22 protein-coding genes are annotated in these 19,375 nt (G+C 69.9%); 9 read left to right on the forward strand and 13 right to left on the reverse strand.

Going from position 1 to position 19,375, the window contains the following annotated elements; translation table 11 throughout:
• Positions 1 to 46: 46 nt before the first annotated feature.
• Genes HMPREF0591_RS27105 through HMPREF0591_RS27115 form a run of 3 tightly spaced genes read right to left on the reverse strand, consistent with a single transcriptional unit; the run spans position 47 to position 2,757 of the window.
• A complete protein-coding gene (locus HMPREF0591_RS27105; protein WP_007171973.1) occupies positions 47 to 727 on the reverse strand; it encodes a DUF6629 family protein in 681 nt (226 codons plus the stop codon).
• Positions 728 to 767: 40 nt separating this feature from the next.
• A complete protein-coding gene (locus HMPREF0591_RS27110; protein ID WP_007171974.1) occupies positions 768 to 1,823 on the reverse strand; it encodes a zinc-binding metallopeptidase family protein in 1,056 nt (351 codons plus the stop codon).
• Entirely contained in the window at positions 1,816 to 2,757 is a 942-nt protein-coding gene (locus HMPREF0591_RS27115; protein WP_170826109.1) for a transglutaminase family protein, read from the reverse strand. Before HMPREF0591_RS27115 ends, HMPREF0591_RS27110 begins: the two co-directional genes overlap by 8 nt.
• A 90-nt stretch (positions 2,758 to 2,847) precedes the next feature.
• Here HMPREF0591_RS27115 and HMPREF0591_RS27120 point away from each other — a divergent pair, with 90 nt between their 5' ends.
• On the forward strand, positions 2,848 to 3,237 hold the full coding sequence (locus HMPREF0591_RS27120) for an MmcQ/YjbR family DNA-binding protein (RefSeq protein ID WP_007171976.1): 390 nt from the start codon (positions 2,848 to 2,850) through the stop codon (positions 3,235 to 3,237).
• A gap of 6 nt (positions 3,238 to 3,243) precedes the next feature.
• On the opposite strand, the gene HMPREF0591_RS27125 is transcribed toward HMPREF0591_RS27120, so the two are convergent.
• The 4 genes from HMPREF0591_RS27125 to aspS all read right to left on the reverse strand — a co-directional run bounded on the left by HMPREF0591_RS27125 (position 3,244) and on the right by aspS (position 7,072).
• On the reverse strand, positions 3,244 to 4,287 hold the full coding sequence (locus tag HMPREF0591_RS27125) for an FUSC family protein (protein ID WP_007171977.1): 1,044 nt from the start codon (positions 4,285 to 4,287) through the stop codon (positions 3,244 to 3,246).
• 4 nt (positions 4,288 to 4,291) lie between these two features.
• Positions 4,292 to 4,735, reverse strand: coding sequence for a nitroreductase family deazaflavin-dependent oxidoreductase (locus HMPREF0591_RS27130; protein WP_007171978.1), 444 nt, complete (start codon positions 4,733 to 4,735; stop codon positions 4,292 to 4,294).
• Positions 4,736 to 4,802: 67 nt separating this feature from the next.
• Entirely contained in the window at positions 4,803 to 5,174 is a 372-nt protein-coding gene (locus HMPREF0591_RS27135; protein ID WP_007171979.1) for a hypothetical protein, read from the reverse strand.
• A gap of 134 nt (positions 5,175 to 5,308) precedes the next feature.
• Entirely contained in the window at positions 5,309 to 7,072 is a 1,764-nt protein-coding gene (aspS, locus tag HMPREF0591_RS27140; protein WP_007171980.1) for an aspartate--tRNA ligase, read from the reverse strand.
• A 62-nt stretch (positions 7,073 to 7,134) separates the two neighbouring features.
• Between aspS and HMPREF0591_RS27145 the strand changes: the two genes are divergently transcribed.
• Genes HMPREF0591_RS27145 through ypfJ form a run of 3 tightly spaced genes read left to right on the forward strand, consistent with a single transcriptional unit; the run spans position 7,135 to position 9,432 of the window.
• A complete protein-coding gene (locus tag HMPREF0591_RS27145; protein ID WP_208857813.1) occupies positions 7,135 to 8,034 on the forward strand; it encodes an oxidoreductase in 900 nt (299 codons plus the stop codon).
• Positions 8,035 to 8,043: 9 nt separating this feature from the next.
• Entirely contained in the window at positions 8,044 to 8,547 is a 504-nt protein-coding gene (locus tag HMPREF0591_RS27150) for an SRPBCC family protein (RefSeq protein WP_007171982.1), read from the forward strand.
• Between the two features lie 9 nt (positions 8,548 to 8,556).
• Positions 8,557 to 9,432 (forward strand): KPN_02809 family neutral zinc metallopeptidase, encoded by an 876-nt coding sequence (gene ypfJ, locus HMPREF0591_RS27155; RefSeq protein WP_007171983.1) that lies wholly within the window; start codon positions 8,557 to 8,559, stop codon positions 9,430 to 9,432.
• Here ypfJ and HMPREF0591_RS27160 read toward each other — a convergent pair.
• Positions 9,429 to 10,313: a dihydrodipicolinate synthase family protein gene (locus HMPREF0591_RS27160; protein ID WP_007171984.1), complete on the reverse strand. Its 885-nt coding sequence runs from the start codon at positions 10,311 to 10,313 to the stop codon at positions 9,429 to 9,431. The genes ypfJ and HMPREF0591_RS27160 overlap by 4 nt on opposite strands.
• 33 nt (positions 10,314 to 10,346) lie before the next feature.
• Positions 10,347 to 11,144 (reverse strand): aldolase, encoded by a 798-nt coding sequence (locus HMPREF0591_RS27165; protein WP_007171985.1) that lies wholly within the window; start codon positions 11,142 to 11,144, stop codon positions 10,347 to 10,349.
• A 73-nt stretch (positions 11,145 to 11,217) separates the two neighbouring features.
• On the opposite strand from HMPREF0591_RS27165, the gene HMPREF0591_RS27170 reads away from it, so the two are divergent.
• Positions 11,218 to 11,751, forward strand: coding sequence for a helix-turn-helix domain-containing protein (locus tag HMPREF0591_RS27170; RefSeq protein WP_007171986.1), 534 nt, complete (start codon positions 11,218 to 11,220; stop codon positions 11,749 to 11,751).
• A gap of 116 nt (positions 11,752 to 11,867) precedes the next feature.
• Here the strand turns inward: HMPREF0591_RS27170 and HMPREF0591_RS27175 are convergent, their stop codons facing one another.
• Positions 11,868 to 12,311 carry a hypothetical protein gene (locus HMPREF0591_RS27175; RefSeq protein ID WP_007171987.1) on the reverse strand — a complete coding sequence of 148 codons (444 nt, stop codon included), beginning with the start codon at positions 12,309 to 12,311 and terminating at the stop codon, positions 11,868 to 11,870.
• Between the two features lie 62 nt (positions 12,312 to 12,373).
• Between HMPREF0591_RS27175 and HMPREF0591_RS27180 the strand changes: the two genes are divergently transcribed.
• Together HMPREF0591_RS27180 and HMPREF0591_RS27185 are read left to right on the forward strand one after the other, a co-directional pair.
• On the forward strand, positions 12,374 to 13,219 hold the full coding sequence (locus tag HMPREF0591_RS27180; protein WP_007171988.1) for a patatin-like phospholipase family protein: 846 nt from the start codon (positions 12,374 to 12,376) through the stop codon (positions 13,217 to 13,219).
• Between the two features lie 48 nt (positions 13,220 to 13,267).
• Positions 13,268 to 14,866 (forward strand): purple acid phosphatase family protein, encoded by a 1,599-nt coding sequence (locus HMPREF0591_RS27185; RefSeq protein WP_007171989.1) that lies wholly within the window; start codon positions 13,268 to 13,270, stop codon positions 14,864 to 14,866.
• Between the two features lies 1 nt (position 14,867).
• Here the strand turns inward: HMPREF0591_RS27185 and HMPREF0591_RS27190 are convergent, their stop codons facing one another.
• The 3 genes from HMPREF0591_RS27190 to HMPREF0591_RS27200 all read right to left on the reverse strand — a co-directional run bounded on the left by HMPREF0591_RS27190 (position 14,868) and on the right by HMPREF0591_RS27200 (position 17,609).
• Entirely contained in the window at positions 14,868 to 15,896 is a 1,029-nt protein-coding gene (locus HMPREF0591_RS27190; protein WP_007171990.1) for an Rv2578c family radical SAM protein, read from the reverse strand.
• A 73-nt stretch (positions 15,897 to 15,969) separates the two neighbouring features.
• A complete protein-coding gene (locus HMPREF0591_RS27195) occupies positions 15,970 to 16,827 on the reverse strand; it encodes an LLM class flavin-dependent oxidoreductase (protein ID WP_007171991.1) in 858 nt (285 codons plus the stop codon).
• Between the two features lie 23 nt (positions 16,828 to 16,850).
• Positions 16,851 to 17,609: an SDR family oxidoreductase gene (locus tag HMPREF0591_RS27200; protein ID WP_007171992.1), complete on the reverse strand. Its 759-nt coding sequence runs from the start codon at positions 17,607 to 17,609 to the stop codon at positions 16,851 to 16,853.
• A gap of 70 nt (positions 17,610 to 17,679) precedes the next feature.
• On the opposite strand from HMPREF0591_RS27200, the gene HMPREF0591_RS27205 reads away from it, so the two are divergent.
• Both HMPREF0591_RS27205 and HMPREF0591_RS27210 read left to right on the forward strand, forming a co-directional pair.
• Complete coding sequence (locus HMPREF0591_RS27205; protein ID WP_007171993.1) at positions 17,680 to 18,771, forward strand: Lrp/AsnC family transcriptional regulator; 1,092 nt, start codon at positions 17,680 to 17,682, stop codon at positions 18,769 to 18,771.
• 39 nt (positions 18,772 to 18,810) lie between these two features.
• Complete coding sequence (locus HMPREF0591_RS27210; RefSeq protein ID WP_007171994.1) at positions 18,811 to 19,296, forward strand: SRPBCC family protein; 486 nt, start codon at positions 18,811 to 18,813, stop codon at positions 19,294 to 19,296.
• The last annotated feature ends 79 nt before the right edge of the window (positions 19,297 to 19,375 follow it).

Below are 19,375 nucleotides of genomic sequence, written 5' to 3' on the forward strand. Positions count from 1 at the left end.
GAAAATTAGGCGCCGTCCCGCGAAGGGCGGTCAGTCACACAGTCAGTCACACGTTCGACGTCGCGCGATCCCCGGCGACACCGCGCAGGCGGTGCGGATCGGGAAGACGCCGACGGCGCACCATGTGCACCAACACGAGGATCGACAGCATCGCGGCGTAGACGCACCACAGCGAAGCGAACGCCTGCACGTAGAGCAGGGCGACCGCGACCAGCCCCACCAGGTTCGCCACACCGAACACCACGATGGAGCGATAGCCCGACATCACCGCCGGGCCGATGACGGCGATGACGTAGAGCACCGCCCACAGGTAGCCGTTGTGAACGCCGGTCTGGTATTCCAGCGCGTGTCGGTGCGTCTTCACCCCAACGGGTTCGGTGAGGACCGCGACGGCCAGGTAGGCCGACACGACGGTGCCCAGCACCGCGAAGGGCGTCACCCGCAGCCGGGCGCCGCGCGGCTCGAGCATGAGGATCCCCCACGGGACGAGCAGGGGAAGCAACGGCAGCGCGATGAAGACGTATGCCCGCGCGGCCAGTTGCGCCATTCCGGCGGAGACAACGCCGTTGGGCCACACCGCCGCCTCGAGGAACTGGTGGACCGCGAACACCGTCGGCAGTAAGGCGAACGGCAGTTCGCGCCAATGCCTGACCTCGCGCAGGGTCGCCACCGCGACCGGAATCAACGCCGTGCCCGCGACCAGGTCCGCCGTCGCCGAAAAGCACACCGTTGCAGTGTGCCCGTTTGTGGGGCCGCCAATCCCCCGGCTAGCCCGCGATGGCGGCCGGCCCCCGCGACTCCGACGTCACCTCGTCGATCACGGTGTGGATGAACCTCATCTTCTCCAGCACCGCGACCGGCAGCACGAATGGGTACAGGTCGTCGTGGCCCATCGACCGGTTCACCATGTTCAGCGACCACGACAGCGGCAGCCACATGTCGATGATGGTCTGGAAAGCGCTGGGCCCCAACGCCGGCCGGTCGAAGGTCGCCGACGCCGGCGCAAAGCCGCACCACGCCGAGGTGTCCAGGGTGTCGCGGATGTGCAGGTAGTGGGCGAACGTCTCGGCCCAGTCCTCGGCGGGATGCATGGTCGCATACGACGACACGAAGTGTTCCTGCCAGTCCTCGGGCGGCCCCTCGCTGTAATGCCGGTCGAGCGCCGCCTGGTAGTCGGCGTCGGGGTCGCCGAACAGTTCGTTGAAGCGCGCCAGGTACTCGCCGGACGGCGCGATCAGCCGGTAGAAGTAGTAGTGCCCGATCTCGTGCCGGAAGTGCCCCAGCAGGGTGCGGTAGGGCTCCTCCATCTCCACCCGCAACTGTTCCCGGTGCACGTCGTCGCCCTCGGCCAGGTCCAAGGTGATGACGCCGTTGTCGTGGCCGGTCAGCACCTGCTCGTGCGCGCTGGACAGCAGGTGAAAGGCCAGCCCCTGCTCGGGGTCCTCGTCGCGGCCGATGATCGGCAGCTTCAGCTCGTGCAGCTCGGCGATCAGCCGCCGCTTGGCCGCCTCGGCCCGGGCGAACTCGGCCAGCCCGGCCGGGTCGGCGTCGTTGGGGCGCACCGTGGTCAGCGCGCAGGACGCGCACAGCAGCCGCGGGTTGTTCACCGGCACCAGCCAATTGCATTCGGCCAACAGAAGATTGGCGCACAGCTGATACTCGGCGGCGTCGACGAAACCGGCGTGTTCACCCGCGTTCTCCTCGGCGATCACCAGCAGAGCCATCTGGTCCAGCGAAAACCCCAGCGCGCTACCGCAATTGAGGCACGTGGAGTTCTCGAACGTCAGGCGCTGGCCGCAGTTGGGGCAGTTGAAGTCACGCATGCAGCACGTCCCCCTCGAACGGCACCACGTCGACGGCGACGTCGATCACGCTGTGTTCGGAGTCGGTGTAGATGATCCCCCGCAGCGGCGGCACGTCCGCGTAGTCGCGGCCCCGTCCCACGATGATGTAGCGCTCGTCGACCAGCTGGTCGTTGGTGGGATCCAGCCCCAGCCATTCGAACTGGCCGGGCTCCTGCGGTGTCCACACCGCCGCCCAGGCGTGGGTGGCGTCAATACCGATCATTCGATCCTTCCCCGGTGGCGGGTCAGTGGCCAGGTAGCCGGACACGTAGCTGGCCGCAAGACCGTTGGCGCGCAGGCAGGCGATTGCCAGCCTCGCAAAGTCCTGACATACCCCTTCCCGGGCCGCCAGAACCTCATTTACCCCGGTGGAAATCGTCGTCGAGCCCGAGCGGTACGCGAAGTCGGCGAAAATGCGCGACGCGAGGTCGCGCAGGACATCGACCAGCGGGCGCCCCGGCGCGAAGCTGGGCGCCGCGTACTCGCGGACCTCGTCGGTGATCTCGGGCGGATCGAGGTCCAGGGTGAACTCGGCGGCGAGCGCTCCGTCGCCGCCGGACGGGCGCGCGGCCTCCCACGGCTGCACCGCCGGGCCGCTGGTGTAGAGCCCGGGCGCCGGCGGATACACGTCGACGATGGAGTCGCTGGTGACCGTCAGGGTGTGGTGCGGCTCGGTGACGTGGAAGTAGGAGCTGATGTTGCCGTACACGTCGCCGCTGGTGGAGACGTCGGCGGGCGCCGGATCGATGGTCAGCCGGTGTACCACGCAACGCTGCCGCAGCGAATCGCGCGGGGTGAGGAACCCGCGGCCGTAGGAGCTGGTCACGACGTCGGAGTACCGGTACTCAGTGCGGTGGGTGACTCGATGGCGGCGGGCGATCCCGGCGTCAGCTTCAGACACAAGGCTGATCACATCACACACCGGGCCGTTGCGCGCCGTCCGCGACGCGAACCGTTTGCCGATACGACGGCACGCGCGCCGAAGCGGGAGCACAATCGGAGTGTGGCCACGTGGTACGACGTCGCCCGCATCGTTCGTGAGCTGGCACTCACCTCGGAACCGTCGCCGCATGATTGGCGGGTCGGCAAGAAGCTGCTGGCCTGGGAGCGGCCGCTGCGCCCGTCCGAGCGCGAGGCCCTGGACCGCGACGGGATGGGATCGCCGGAGGGCGACATCCTCGGCGTGCGGGTGTCCGACGAGGGGGTCAAGTTCGGGTTGATCGCCGACGAGCCGGACATCTACTTCACCACCCCGCATTTCGACGGCTACCCGGTTGTGCTGGTCAGACTGGGCGCGATCTCGGTTCGCGGGCTCGAGGAGCTGATCACCGAGGCCTGGTTGACGCAGGCGCCGCGGAAGCTGGTCCAGGAGTTTTTGGCCGACTCCCGCTGACCCCCCTCAGACGTGCCGGAGGTCGATGACCCGTTGCAGGTCGTCGACGCAGGCGCTGACGGCGTCGGCGAGGGTCGACTGCGCTTTGCCGTGCACGCCCGACTGCAGTTCCGACGCGTGCCGGCGCGCGGACGCGGTGTACGCGCACGCGCCGGCGGGATCGCGGTCCGCGAGGGCGGTCGCGGCCGCCAGCACCACCAAAACCGTGTGCACGGGCTGGGCAAACCCCTCACCGCCGCCGACCCCGTTGGCGGGGACATTGGGCGCGACGGCCCGGGCAAGTTGCAGCACCGAACCGGCCAGCAGGGCCACGTGCACGGCCTGGTGGTCGGCGGCCTCGAGCGTGTCCCGCAGGCCCCACCGTCGCGGGGCGATGGCGACGACGTGGCGGGCGGTGGTGCGCGCCTCGAGCAGTCCGCTGAGTTGTTCGTGCACCCGGTCGACGGCCGTCAACGGCCAGTCGGGCGGCGGCGCCGTGCGTCCGGCGGCGACGTCCGCGGCGCGCGCCAGGACATCGTGCAGCACGCCCAGCACGCCGACGCGCGCGGTGCGCAGCACCGTCATCGGGTCGGCGGGGAACAACAGGACCGCGAAGACGATGGCCACCGCGCCGCCGATCAGCGCGTCGAAGATGCGCTCCAGGCCGACCCCGCTGCGGTAGAGGGCGAGCACCAGAATCGCCGACACCACGGTCTGGTTCGCGAACATCATGCCGTGCCCGATGAACCCGCCCCCGATGAACACCGCGGCGCCCAGCGCGACCAACGCGGCAATCGCGATGGGGACCGCCCCCGGGCCCAGCAACGCCTGCACCGCGGAGCCGAGCCCGATCCCCAGGGTCACCCCGACCATCATCTGGACGGCGCGTTGCGCGCGCAGCACGTTGCTGGTCGAGAGCGAGACCGCGGCGGCGATCGGCGCGAAGAACGGCTGTGGGTGAGCGAGTACGTCGTGGGCGAGGTACCACGACAGGCCCGCGGCCGTCGCGGTCTGCACCAGGTTGAACCACACCACGCGCAGCCGCTTGCTGCCCGCACGCGCGGCGTTCACGGAGTCAGGCCGGCTGCAACTCGAACAGCGGAATCACCCGACTGGTCTTGGACTGGTACTCGGCGAACCCGGGCGCCGCGGCGGTCACCTTGCCGAAGAGCGCGTCCCGCTCGTCGGACGGCAGTTCGCGCGCCGTGACGGCGAACTCCTGCACTCCCCGGGGGGCGCCGATCTCAACTCTGGCCTGCGGGTTGGCGCGCAGATTGTGCACCCACGCCGGGCTGACCGGCGAGCCGGCGAACGAGCCGATGATGATCAGCTTGCCGTCGATGCGGAAGTAGGCCAGCGGCGAGACCCGCTGCTGCCCCGACTTGGCGCCGGTCGTGCTGAGCAACAGCAAGTCGGCGTTGGCGAACTGGCCGCCCACCTTGCCGCCGTTGGTCCGGAACTCGTCGATGATCGTCTTGTTGAACGCGTTGATCGTCTGGGTGTCGGGCGTGTCGGTCATAGCCGGTCAAACCTTCTCCCGCTCGGCATCTATTCCGGGCTCTCCTAACCCTTCTCCTAACCCTCGCCTAACCCATCGTCAAGATCGCCCCTGCGGCCAGCGAAATGATCGTCATGAGGGCGAAGAAGATCACCACGATCGCCGCTCGCGCGACTTCCTCCTCGCCAACCCGCCAGCCGGGCTTGAATTCGAACAGAGCAGCTTTGACCCGGGCCGCGAATGCCTCTGCCAGGGCCGCGACGGCCGACGCTGCGGTACGGGGGCCCGTCTCCGATTCGTGGGGCTGGCCCCAAAAGAACCCCGCATCCGCATATGCCGCGCCCCTGCCGACCGGCGCGAGCGCACGGGCCGCGATTGTCCCGTCGGCAGGCCCGGCGCATGCCAATGCGGTGAAGGGCTCGGTCGCGAAAGGCTCAGTTGCGGCTGACAACCTGTTCATGACATCAACGCTACAAATCGGGCGTGAATCTTGAGTCACTGCTCGGCAAAGATGATTAACGGTACGAGCACGAGTCGACAACTAGTTTCTGGCGGCGCCGGCGACCCACTCGCCACGAATGCGCGACGTGCCGGTCATCGATCCGGCTTGGCGTCTATGCCGGACTCCTTGCGCTGCTGCGCGGTGATCGGGGCGGGCGCGTCGGTGAGCGGGTCGACGCCGCCGCCGGTCTTGGGGAAGGCGATCACCTCGCGGATCGAGTCCACCCGGGACAGCAGCGCGTTGATCCGGTCCCAGCCGAACGCGATCCCCCCGTGGGGCGGCGCGCCAAAGGTGAAGGCCTCCAACAGGAATCCGAACTTCTCCTCCGCCTCGGCCCGGTCCAGACCCATCACGGCGAACACCCGCTCCTGGATGTCGCGGCGGTGGATACGGATCGAGCCGCCACCGATCTCGTTGCCGTTGCAGACGATGTCGTAGGCGTCGGCCAGCACGCGGCCCGGATCGGTGTCGACCACGTCCTCGAACTCCGGCTTGGGCGAGGTGAAGGCGTGATGCACCGCGGTCCACGCGCCCGACCCGACGGCCACGTCACCGGCGGCCGTCGCCTCGTCGGCGGGCTCGAACAGCGGCGGGTCCACCACCCAGACGAACGCCCACGCGTCCGGGTCGATCATGTCCAGCCGAGCGGCGATCTCCCCGCGGGCGGCGCCCAGCAGGGCCCGCGAGGACTTCGGCGGGCCGGCCGAGAAGAAGATGCAGTCCCCCGGCTGGGCCCCGACGTGCGCGGCCAGCCCGTCCCGTTCGGCGTCGCTGAGGTTCTTGGCCACCGGGCCGCCGAGCGTGCCGTCGTCGGCGACCAGCACGTAGGCCAGCCCCCGGTGGCCCCGCTGCTTGGCCCACTCCTGCCAGCCGTCCAGCGTGCGCCGCGGCTGCGACGCCCCGCCGGGCATCACCACGGCCCCGACGTAGGGGGCCTGGAAGACGCGAAAGGTGGTGTCTTTGAAGAACTCCGTGCACTCGACGAGTTCCAGCCCGAACCGCATGTCCGGCTTGTCCGAGCCGAACCGGCGCATCGCGTCGGCGTAGGTGATGCGCGGGATCGGCGTGGGCAGCCGGTAGCCGATCAACGCCCACAGCGCGGTCAGGATCTCCTCGGAGATCGCGATGATGTCCTCGGCGTCGACGAAGCTCATCTCCATGTCGAGCTGGGTGAACTCGGGCTGGCGGTCGGCGCGGAAATCCTCGTCGCGATAGCAGCGGGCGATCTGGTAGTAGCGCTCCATCCCGGCCACCATCAGCAACTGCTTGAACAGCTGCGGGCTCTGCGGCAACGCGTAGAACGAGCCGGGATGCAGCCGGGCCGGCACCAGGAAGTCGCGCGCGCCTTCCGGCGTCGAGCGGGTGATCGTCGGCGTCTCGATCTCGACGAAGTCGTGCCGGGCCAGCACCGCGCGGGCCGCGGCGTTGACATCGGAGCGCAGGCGAAGCGCCGCGGCCGGCCCGTCGCGGCGCAGGTCGAGGTAGCGGTACTTGAGCCGCAACTCCTCGCCGGCGGGCTCGTCCAGCTGGAACGGCAGCGGCGCGCTCTCGCCGAGCACGGTGAGCTCCGCGGCGTTGACCTCGATGTCGCCGGTGGCGATCTCGGGGTTGGCGTTGCCCTCCGGGCGGACCTCGACCACGCCGGTGACCGCGACGCAGAACTCGGCGCGCAGCCGGTGGGCCTGGGCCAGCACGTCAGACTCGCGGAACACCACCTGTGCGACGCCCGAGGCGTCCCGCAGGTCGATGAAGATGACGCCGCCGTGGTCGCGGCGGCGAGCCACCCAGCCCGCCAACGTCACCTGCTGCCCGGCGTCGCTGCGTCTCAGCGAACCGGCGGCGTGGCTGCGCAGCACAAAAACTCCTCTTCAGCAGGCTTGGGACGAGTGACCAGTCTAGAGGAGGTACCTTCGGACCTATTGCCACCAACCCCCCAGCCAGGATCGCACTCGTCGGCCCGGGCGCCGTCGGCACCACGGTCGCCGCGCTGCTGCACAAGGCCGGGCATCCGGTGCTGGTGTGCGGCCACACCCCCCGCGAGCGCATCGAACTGCGGCCCGACGGCGCGGATCCGATCGTGGTGCCCGGCCCGGTGCGCACCGACCCCGACCAGATCACCGGCCCCGCCGACGTGGTGGTGCTGGCGGTCAAGGCCACCCAGAACGAGGCGGCGGCCGGCTGGCTGGCCCGCCTCTGCGCCGCGCACACGATCGTCGTCGTGCTGCAGAACGGCGTGGAGCAGGTCGAGCAGGTGCAGCCGCACTGCCCGTCGTCGCCCGTGCTCCCCGGGATCGTGTGGTACTCCGCGGAGACCCAGCCCGAGGGGTGGGTGCGGCTGCGCACCGACCCCGCACTGGTGCTGCCCAGCGGGCCGTCGGCGGAGACGATCGCCGAGCTGCTGCGCGGCGCCGGATGCCGGGTGGACTGCGACCCCGACTTCGTCACTGCCGCCTGGCGCAAGCTGCTCACCAACGCGCTGGCCGGGTTCATGGCGCTCGCCGGGCGGCGGTCCGGCATGTTCCGCCGGGACGACGTCGCCGACCTGTCGCGCCGCTACGTCGCCGAGTGCCTGGCGGTCGCGCGGGCCGAGGGCGCCAGGCTCCCCGACGCCATCGTCGACGAGCTGGGAGACATGTTCCGCCACGTTCCCGAGGACATGGGCACCTCGATCCTGGCCGACCGGGAGAATCACCGGCGGATGGAGTGGGACATCCGCAACGGGGTGATCATCCGCAAGGCGCGCGCTCACGGCCTGCCGACGCCGGTCAGCGACGTGGTGGTGCCGTTACTGGCCGCGGCCAGCGACGGCCCCGGTTAGATTGATCCAATGTTCCCCTGCGAGCACGTCGACCTGAGCTTCATCGACAGCGCGCCTTTCGTGTTCCGCAACAGCGTCGACCTCGCCATCACGCCGGAGCAGCTGTTCGAGGTGCTCGCCGACGCCCAGGCGTGGCCGCGCTGGGCGAGCGTGATCACCAAGGTGACCTGGACCAGCCCGGAGCCACGCGGCGTGGGCACCACCCGCGTGGTCGAGATGCGCGGCGGGATCGTCGGTAACGAAGAATTTCTGGCCTGGGAGCCCTTCAGCCACATGGCTTTTCGGTTCAACGACTGCTCGACGCAGGCGGTGGCCGCGTTCGCCGAAGACTACCGGGTCGAGGTGATCCCGGGCGGTTGCCGGCTGACCTGGACCATGGCGCAGCAGCCCGCGGGCCCCGCCCGGCTGGCGATGTACGTGGTGGGGCCGCTGCTGAACCTGGGGCTTCGCCGATTCCTGCGCAACCTGCGCAGCTACACCGACGCCCGCTACTCCACGACCGAGCAACACTAGGAGCGTGCCATGAGCTTCAACGAGGGAATGCAGATCGACACCAGCACCGCGTCCTCGTCGGGTGGGGGCATGGGGATGGCGATCGGGGGCGGCGGCCTGGGCCTGCTCATCCTGGTCGGGGCGCTGTTACTGGGCGTGGACCCGGGGCGCGTGCTGAACCAGCAGGGCTCGAACACCGGCGGCTACTCGGCGCCCGGGTTCGACCTGAGCCAGTGCAAGACCGGGGCCGACGCCAACAAGTACGTGCAGTGCCGCGTGGTCGCCACCGGCAACTCCGTGGACGCCGTGTGGAAACAGCTGATGCGGGGATACACCCGCCCGCACGTGCGGCTGTTCACGGGCTCGGTCGACACCGGCTGCGGGCCGGCGACCACCGCGGTCGGGCCGTTCTACTGCCCCGTCGACCAGACCGCGTACTTCGACACCGACTTCTTCCGGGAGCTGGTCGACAAGTTCGGCTCCAGCGGCGGGCCGTTCGCCCAGGAGTATGTGGTCGCGCACGAATACGGCCACCACGTGCAGCAATTGCAGGGCGTCCTGGGCCGTTCCCAGCAGGGGGCGAAGGGCGCCGGCGGCAACGGCGTGCGCACGGAGCTACAGGCGGACTGCTATGCCGGCATCTGGGCGCACTACGCCTCGACGGTCAAGCAGGAAAGCACGGGTGTGCCCTACCTGCAGCCGCTGAGCGACCAGGACATCCAGGACGCCCTCTCGGCCGCGGCGTCGGTGGGCGACGACCGCATCCAGAAGGAAGCGACCGGGCGGGTCAACCCGGAGTCGTGGACGCACGGGTCGTCGGAGCAACGGCAACACTGGTTCACCGTCGGGTACCAGACGGGCGACCCGAAGAAGTGCGACACCTTCGACGCCCCCAATCTGGGTTAGCGGGCCAGCAGGTCCTTCAGCCGCGCACGGCCCTCCTCGTCGAGCGGCAGCAGCGGCGCGCGGGGGTCCCCGACCGGGAAGTCGAGCAGTTCCAGGCCGGCCTTGACCGTGGTGGCCAGGCCCCCGGCGACGATGAACTGCAGCAGCGGCTTGAGGTCGTCGTACAGGGCCTGCGCCCTGTCGAGGTCACCCGCGCGGACCGCGTCGTAGAGGTCGATGCAGGGCTGCGGCCGCAGATTCGGCGCGGCGGTGCACCAGCCGGAGGCGCCGGCCTTGAGGGCGTCGAGCACCAGCGGGTTGCTGCCGTTGTAGAAGGGCAGCCGGCCGCCGGACAGCTCGTCGATGCGGTGCATGCGGGTCAGGTCGCCGGTGGACTCCTTGACCATGGTGACGTTCTCGATGGTGTCGAACATGCGGACCAGCAGTTCGGGGGGCATGTCGACGCCGCTGGTGGCCGGGTTGTTGTAGGCCATGATCGGGATCGAGATGGCGTCGCTGACGCTGCGGTAGTGCGCGACGATCTCGCGCTCGGACAGCTTCCAGTAGGACACCGGCAGGATCATCACCGCGTCGGCGCCGGCCCGCTGCGCGTACTGCGCGCGCCGAACGGTCTTGGCGGTGGTGACGTCTGAGACGCCGACGATCACCGGGACCCGGCCGTCGACCGTCGCGATGGTGGTGTCGACCACGGCGTCGAACTCGGGTTCGTCCAGGTAGGCCAGTTCGCCGGTGCTGCCCAGCGGCGCGATCGCATGCACGCCGGAGGAGACCAGCCGGCCGACCAGCGCGGCCAGCCGCTCGGTGGCCACTCCGTTCGGAGCGCCCGCGGCGTCCGAAAACGGAGTCACCGGGTAGGCGATGATGCCGTGGATGTCGGGCACGGGCGGACTCCTCGAATCGTGTTGAACGGGGCCTTAACTGGTGAGCGCATCCGGGTGCCGGGCCAGGGCCCGGCGGGCGTAGTAGGCGAAGTTGGCGCGGCTGCGCTGCGGTGAGAGCGTCCAGTCGTGGGCCTCGCGAGCCAGCTGTTCGGGGAGTTCCTTGACGGCGCCGGCGGCCATGGCGGCCAGCTGCAGCTTGGCGGCGCGCTCGATGAGGACCGCCAACGAGCACGCCTCCTCGACGCTGGCGCCGGCCACCACCTGGCCGTGATGCGCGAGCAGCACCGCCTTCTTGTCGCCGAGGGCGGCGGTGATGATCTCCCCCTCCTCGTTGCCGACCGGCACGCCGGGCCATTCGGGGAGGAACGCGCAGTCGTCGTAGAGCGGCGTGGTGTCCATGTGGGAGACGACCAGCGGGACTTCGAGCATCGACAGGGCCGCCACGTGGAACGGGTGGGTGTGCACGATGCATTGCACGTCCGGGCGGGCGCGATAGATCCAGCTGTGAAAGCGGTTGGCGGGGTTGGGCATTCCGGCACCGTCGAGGACGTTGAGATCCTCGTCCACCAGCAGCAGGTTGGCGTCGGTGATCTCGTCGAACCCGAGGCCCAGCCGCTGGGTGTAGTAGGTCCCGTCGGCCTCGGCCCGGGCGGTGATCTGCCCCGCCAGCCCCGAGTCGTGCCCGGCGTCGAACAGGGCGCGACAGGTCAGCGCCAGCTTCTGGCGGGTGGTCAGCGGGTGGGCGGCGGCTTCGTCGGCCTGGGAGGCCGCCAGCTGCCCGGCGGCGCGCCGCATCAATTCGGCTTTGGAATCGGTGAACGTGCCGCCCATATGACACAATGTAACAGAATAGGACACTTTGTGTCATGACCCTGTGTCATGCACCGTGCGTGACGGGAGGCCGGTGACAGCACTACTGCGCGCGGTCCGCACGCAGCGCGGCCTGACCCTCGAGGCGCTGGCCGAGCGGACCGGGCTGACCAAGAGCTACCTGTCCAAAATCGAACGCCGGCAGAGCACCCCGTCGATCGCGGTGGCCCTGAAGGTGGCCAAGGCGCTCGACGTCGACGTCGGCCAGCTGTTCTCCGACGAAGAGGCGCGGGAGAAGATCGCGGTCGACCGGGCGCCCGCGGGAGCCGACGGTCAGCGCTACCGGGTGCTGGCGTCGTCATTGCTGGGAAAGTCCATGTCGCCGTTCGTGGTTCGGCCGACCGAGGGCCCCGCCGACGACCCTCACCCTGAGCACGGCGGCCAGGAGTTCCTGTTCGTGCACGCCGGCAGCGTCGAGCTCGGGTACGGCGACCAGACGATCACGCTCGGCGCCGGCGACAGCGCCTATTTCGACGCGTCGGTCGCCCACACGATCCGGTCCGTCGGCGCCCGGCCGGCCGAGGTCCTGGTCGTCGCCCACGAACCGGGCGGCCGCACACTGCGCTGACGAGACACCGTCGTGCGCGCGCCGGGTGGGTGTCCCGAGCGTTGCCCCGCATGTCGGGCATCACGCGGGAACGCACTACCTCGCGTCGGCGTGCGCCGCCGAGCGGCTCTACCGGATCACCAGGGGCGCGTCGAGCAGGTCACGCCGGTGGTGGCGCTCTGCGTCACTACGACCTGGCCGTCGACGGCGATCTGGCACTGGATCTGCGGGGTGTTCGACGAATCGCAGTCCGGCCAGTGGCAGCCGCCGCTCGCGTTCACGAACGCCCACTGATTCGGGTCGTTCAACGTCGTGTTGTACACGAGCGGCTGCCCCGCGGCGAACGCCGTCTGCACGCTGTTCAAGTACTGCGACGAGTTGGCGTTGAAGGCCGCCTGGCTGGGCGGGTCGGAGTTCATGTAGCGGACGTTGCCGGTGAGGTTGCCGGTGGCGGTGATGGTGTAGGTCACCTGGTGGCCGGCCGGGTCCGCAGATGAAGTCGCGGGCGTGACGGCCACCGCTGCGGCTGCCGCAAACGTCGCCACCGCGACCCCCGTGGTCACTATTCGCACGTTCGTCATATCGAAAACGCTACCTAATTCGTTACGGCGCCACGCGTGAAAAAGGTCCCTACGATGCATCTGTGCCCACGGCCTTCGTGTTGTCCGGCGGGGCCAGCCTCGGCGCGATCCACGTCGGAATGCTGCTCGCCCTGGCCGACGAGGGCGAACGCCCCGACCTGATCGTCGGGACGTCCGTCGGCGCGGTCAACGGCGGATGGATCGCCTCGCGGCCCGACCGCGCGGGGATCCGCGGGTTGGCCGACCTGTGGACCTCGCTGTCGCGCAGGGAGATCTTCCCCGCCCGCCCGCTCGCCGGGGCGATGGGCGTGCTGGGCCGGCGCTCGCACCTGGTCCCCAACACCGGATTACGGCGGCTGCTGGCCGACAGGCTCGAATTCGCCCGGCTCGAGGAGGCGCCGATCCCGCTGCACGTGGTGGCCACCGACGTGGTCTCCGGGGGCGACGTCCTGCTGTCGTCGGGGAACGGCGTCGACGCGATCGCGGCCAGCGCCGCCATCCCCGGCGTGTTCCCGCCGGTGCGGGTCGGCGGGCGCGACCTGATGGACGGCGGCGTGGTGAACAACACACCGGTGTCGCACGCCGTCGCGTTGGGCGCGGACCGGGTCTGGGTGCTGCCCACCGGCTATTCGTGCGCACTTCCCGCCGCGCCGAAGACGGCGGTCAACATGGCGTTGCACGCCATGACCCTCGCCGTGAACCATCGGCTGGCCGTCGATGTCGAGCGCTTCGAGCGGGCCGTCGACCTGCGCGTCATCCGCCCGCTGTGCCCGGTCGCCACCTCCGGGACCGACTTCTCCCAGGCGGCGACGCTCATCGAGCGCTCGCATGCGGCCACCCGCGAATGGCTGGCGGCCCGCCCGCCGGCCACCGGCCAGGCCGGACTGCTCGAGCCGCACCGGCACTGACCGGCGGCCGTTCCGGCGGCGTTCACCGCGCTCGGGTATGAAACAGGTGTGGTCGACGAGCCCGCACCGCCCCGCGACGGTGACCCCGTCCCCGGCTTCAGCCGCCGCAGGCTGCTGACGACCGGCGCGGTCTCGGCCGCGCTCGGGGCGGGCGTGGGCGGCGGGGCCGCGCTGCTGTGGTCCCACCCCGGCGCGCCCGCGTTCTGGTATCAGCCGAGCCGCAACGGCGCGCCGCCGGTGACCGGGCTGCACCTGCAATTCGGCCGGCATGCCGGCACCGAGGTCGTCGTCTCCTGGCACACCGTCGAGGCCGTCCAAAACCCACGCGTGCTGGTCGGCACGCCGGCGTCGGGGCTCGGGCGCACGGTCGCGGCCGAGACGCGCACCTACCGCGACGCCAAGTCCGACACCGAGGTCCGCGTGAACCACGCCCGCCTGACCGGCCTGACCCCGGACACCGACTACGTGTACGCCGCGGTGCACGACGGCGCGGAGCCGGAGATGGGCACCATCCGGACCGGTCCGTCGGGGCGAAAACCGTTCCGCTTCACCAGCTTCGGCGACCAGTCCACGCCGACTCTGGAGAGGATGCCCGACGGCAGCTACGGCACCGACAACATCGGGTCGCCGGCCTCCGCCGACACCACCCTGGCGGTCGAGCGGATGGCGCCGCTGTTCAACCTGGTCAACGGAGACCTGTGCTATGCCAACCTCGCCCAGGACCGGATCCGCACGTGGTCGGCCTGGTTCGAGAACAACACCCGATCGGCGCGCTACCGGCCCTGGATGCCCGCGGCGGGCAACCACGAGAACGAGTGGGGCAACGGGCCCATCGGCTACGGCGCGTACCAGACGTATTTCACGGTGCCCGACTCGGGATCGGCCCCCGAGACCCGCGGCCTGTGGTACTCGTTCACCGCCGGTTCGGTGCGGGTGATCAGCCTGAACAACGACGACGTGGCGTTTCAGGACGGCGGCAACTTCTACGTGCACGGCTACTCGGGCGGCGAGCAGAGGCGCTGGCTGACAACGGAACTGGCCGCCGCGCGACGCGATCGCGACATCGACTGGATCGTCGTGTGCATGCACCAGACGGCGATCTCCACCGCCGATCGGCCCGCCAACGGCGCCGACCTGGGCATCCGCGAGGAATGGCTGCCGCTGTTCGACCAGTACCAGGTCGACCTGGTGGTGTGCGGCCACGAACACCATTACGAGCGGTCCCACCCGGTGCGCGGCACGCAGCAGACCGACACCCGCACGCCGATACCCGTCGACACCCGCGGTGACGTCATCGACTCCACCAAGGGCACGGTGCACGTGGTCATCGGCGGCGGCGGCACCTCCGCCCCCAGCAACGGCTTCTTCTTCGCCGAGCCGCGCTGCCGCGTGCTGACCGGCGTCGGCGCGTTCGACCCCGGCCTCGGGCGCAAGGCGCCGATCTACGTCCTGGAGGACGCCCCGTGGTCCGCCTTCCGTGACCGGGACAATCCGTACGGCTTCGCGGCGTTCGACGTGGACCCGGGTCAACCCGGTGGCAACACCTCGATCGCGGCCACGCACTACGCGCTGAGCGGCCCGTTCGGCGCGGTGACCGTGGTGGACCGGTTCACGTTGACCAAGCCGCGCCGGGACAGGCCGGCCTAGCTCAAAACAGCGTCGCCTGAACGCATTCCGGCTCGGCCCGGGGCGCGACGGGCTGGCGGAACGAGCGTTGCTCGCCACCCAGCCGGTATTTCGCGATCAGCGGCGCCGCCCTTGCACGCAACGTCTCGCGGTAGCCGGGCGGCAGGTACGCCCCGCGCCGGTACAGCTCGCGGTAGGGGGCCACCAACTCGGGGTGCGAGCGCCCCAGCCAGGACATGAACCAGCCGCGGGTCGAGCCGCGCAGGTGCAGGCCGAAGACCGTGGCGCCGGTGGCGCCGGCCGCCGCGATCTGGCCGAGCAGCCGGTCGAGGTGTTCTGTCGAGTCGGTGAGGTGCGGCAGCACCGGCGCCACCATCACATGACAGTCCAGGCCGGCGTCGCGGATCGCGGCGATCAGGCCCAGCCGCGCCTGCGGCGTGGGCGTGCCCGGCTCAACGTCGCGGTGCAGGTCCGGATCGCCGACCGCAAGTGACACCGCGACCGACAGCGGAACCCGTTGCGCCGCATCGGCGATCAGCGGCAGGTCGCGCCGCAGCAGGGTGCCCTTGGTCAGGATCGACAGCGGCGTGCCGGATTCGGCGAGGGCCGCAATGATGCCGGGCATCAGCGCGTAGCGCCCCTCGGCCCGCTGGTAGGGGTCGGTGTTGGTGCCCAGCGCGACGGTCTCGCGCCGCCACGACGGCCGCCGCAATTCGCGGCGCAGCACCTCGGCGACGTTGGTCTTGACGATGACCTGGCTGTCGAAGTCGTTGCCGCAGTTGAAGTCCAGGTATTCGTGCGTCGGCCGGGCGAAGCAGTAGCGGCACGCGTGCGAGCAGCCGCGGTAGCCGTTGACCGTGTACCGGAAGGGCAACGCCGAGGCGCCGGGCACCTTGTTGAGCGCGGACTTGCACAGCACCTCGTGGAACGTGATGCCTTCGAACTGCGGCGCCCGCACGCTGCGGACGAGGCCGATGCGCTGCAGCCCCGGCAGCGCCCCGTCCTCGACGGGCGCCCCGTTGACCGCGACGGCCTGGTCCGCCCAGCGCATGACCTATTCGAACATTAGTTCGATCCACAGTCAAGCGTGCGGGCGGGGCGGCGCGGCGCAGTCGCGCCCCGGTTCAGAGCACCGCATCGGCGAGGCGATCGACCTGATCGATCGTTTCCACGCAGGGATGGAAGACGAGCCCGTCGAAGCCCAGGTCGCGGTAGGCGCGCACGGTGGCCGCCGCGTCCCGCGGCGTGGTCAGCATGTCGGCGACGTTGAGGGCCGCGTAGTCCGGTTTGAATCCGTAGTAGCGCCGCAGGTGCTCCCGGCCGCGCCGGACGGTGTCCTCGCCACCGAACGCGAAGTTCACGCTGGCGTGCAGCCGCGGTTGCCCTGACCGGCCCGCCGCCCGCCACGCCGCGCACGCCCGGTCGGCGAATGACGCCTGATTCTCGTAGTCGCGCAGGGCGCCGGCCGACCAGCCGTCACCCATCGTCACGACCCGGCGCATGGTCGCCTCCGACCGACCCCCGAACAGGATCGGGACGCGCACCGGGGCCGGGCACAGCGCCTTGTCGCCGGCGACCGGCGCGGCGCGCCACGCCTGACGCAACAATCCCGCCGTCTCGTCCAGAACGCGTCCGCGCCGGCCGAAGTCCACCCCGACCGCCGCGTAGTCGTCGGTCCGGTTGCCCACGCCCAACCCCACGGTCAACCGGCCACCCGCGATGCATGCGACGGAGGCGAGCTGCTTGGCAAGCAGCGCGGCCGGGTACAGCGGAGCGAGCAGAACGTTTGTGACCAAACCGATTTGACTCGTTGCGCCCGCCGCCGCGGACAGCGCGACGACCGAATCGAGGCTTTCGTAGACGAGCCGGTCGATGGTGGCCAGGCCGGCGAATCCCCGTTGCTCCGCCCGGCGGGCCCACTGCACCGTCGATGACCCGGGCGCGTGGGAGATGTGGCTGGGCAATCCGATGACGAGTTGCATGACGTCCTCCGGCATTTCGTTGTCTACTTCGTTGTCGGGGCCGTGTCGTTGACGGCATCGAAGGTCGCGTCGTAGCAGCCGTCGCGCGCGGCGAACCGCACACGCCGGGCGGCATCGACCACCAGCTCGTCGGCGTCCGGGCTGGACCGCAGCAACGAAATGACTTCGGCGACAAAGGCGTCCGGCGTCAGGACATGGGGGACGTTTCCGGGGCCGCGCCGCATTTCCGTCTCCACCCGTGGCGGGACGATCTCGATCACCCGAACCGCCGTGTCGCGCAGCTGGTGGCGCAGAGCCTCGGTGTAGGAGTGCAGCGCCGCCTTGGTCGCGCAATACGTCGGCGCGACCGCCTTGGGCACGAACGCCAGGGCGGAGGTGACGTTGATGATCGCGGCGTCGCGTTGGGTGAGCAGGGCGGGCAGCAGCGACGCGGTGAGCCGGATGGGCCCGAGCAGGTTGACCGCCACGATCGCCTCCGCCGCGGCGGTGTCGCCGGTCAGCAGGTTCTCGGTGCGCATGATGCCCGCGTTGTTGATCACGACGTTCAACCCGGGATGGCGATCGGTCACCTCGGCGACCAGCCGGGTGATGCTGCTCGGGTCGCTTTGATCCAGGTGCAGGCAGGCCATGCCGGGGTTGGCGGCCGCGACGGCGTGCAGTACCTCGCGGCGCCGACCGGCGATGATCACCCGGTTGCCCAGGCGGTGCAGGGATTCGGCCAGGCCGCGGCCGATGCCGCTGCCTCCGCCGGTGACCAGGACGACGTTGCGCGTGAGCTTCATGGTGCAAGGCTGACAGCGGCGGTGAGGGAACCACCACCGCACTGCCCAAAGTGTTGACAAGTACTCATCTATGACCGAAATTTGCCTACTATTGCTCATGATCGATGCGCTGGACGGACAGATTCTGCATGCGTTGCAGATATCGCCCAGGGTGTCGTTTCGCCGGATGGCCGAGGTCGTCGGAACGACCGAGCAGACGGTGGCCCGCCGCTACCACAGGCTGCGCCGGAACGGAGTCGTCCGCGTCGTCGGGTTGGAGAACCCATGGGTCGACGGTGACGCCGACTGGGCGCAGTGGGTCTGCCGGATCCACGCCAAGCCCGACCGCATACCGCAACTGGCCGACGCGCTGATTCGAAACCCGGATGTCTCCCACGCCAACGTTCTGTCGGGTTGGACCGACCTGGTGTGCACCATCCGGGCGCCGCTCGGCGACAGCCGCGACGACGTGTTGCTGAAGCGGCTTCCGCGAACGGGTTCGGTCATCGACGTCGACATCGATGCGGTGCTGCACACCTTCGGGGAGCCCCCCAGCGCGCCGTGGACCGGCTACGGCCATACCCTCAGCGGCGAACAGGCCGAACGGATCCTTGCCGCCGCCGACCGCCCGGCCGCCGGCCCGCCGTGCCGGCCGACCCTCGAGGACCGGCCCATGCTCGACGCGCTGGCCGAGGACGGCCGCACCCCGCAGTCCCGGCTGGCCGAACGGACCGGCTGGTCGGTGGCGCGCGTCCGCAGGCGCCTGGCGGCGCTCGAAGCGGCCGGGGCGTTGCTCTACGACGTCGACGTCCTTCCCGAGCGACTGGGCTACCACCTCAGCGCCATGCTCTGGCTCACGGTGGCACCCCGGCACACCCACCGCGTCGGGGAACGGATCGCGGCGCACGATCAAGTCGCCTTCGCCGCCGCCGTCAGCGGCAGGAAGAACCTGATGGCGGTGGTCATCTGCCGTGACGTCCGCGACCTGTACGCCTACCTGTCCCATCAGCTCGGCGCCATCGAGGAGGTGCTCACCTACGAGGTCAACGTCCGCACCCAGCGTCTCAAGCAACACGGCTCCGTGATCGCGCACGGCCGGCTGATGAACCCGACCCCGCGCGGGCGCGCGACGAGCCAGCGCGACAATCGCGAAACCCAACGCGCCGCAACGGTCGTACAGTAAACGAGGATCGTGTCGTACCTACGGCGGCTGCGAGGAACCATGACCGAACGCATCGAAGTCCAGCGCACCATCGCGGCGGCGGCGCCGGACGTCTTCGCCGTGCTGTGCGACCCGCAGGGCCACGTGGCTATCGACTCGTCCGGGATGCTGCAAAGCGCCGAAGGCGACCCGGTGGGCGGCGTCGGTGACCAATTCGTCGTGCACATGGACCGGGAAGCGCTGAACGACTTTCCGGAATTCGGTAAATACGACGTCACCGTGGACATCACGGAATTCGAACGGGATCGCCTGATCGCGTGGACGGTTCTCGGCAAGATACAGCCGCCGATCGGCCACGTGTACGGCTATCGGCTCGAGCCCACCGAAGACGGGTCGGCGACGGTGGTCACCTCCTTCTACGACTGGTCGAACATCGACCCGAAGTGGCGGGAGGCCGGAATCTTCCCCATTCTGTCCGAGGGCGCACTGCGGGCGACGCTGGGAATTCTGGATCGCACGGTTCGGCGGGGTTATCCCCGCGGATGAAGCCGTTTTTCGGGTAACCGCTGAAATCCCACCGCGGTTTTGTCGCGGACTCGGGCGGGTATCAGGTCAGGGCCCCTCA

This window comes from Mycobacterium parascrofulaceum ATCC BAA-614 (assembly GCF_000164135.1).
Lineage (GTDB): Bacteria > Actinomycetota > Actinomycetes > Mycobacteriales > Mycobacteriaceae > Mycobacterium > Mycobacterium parascrofulaceum.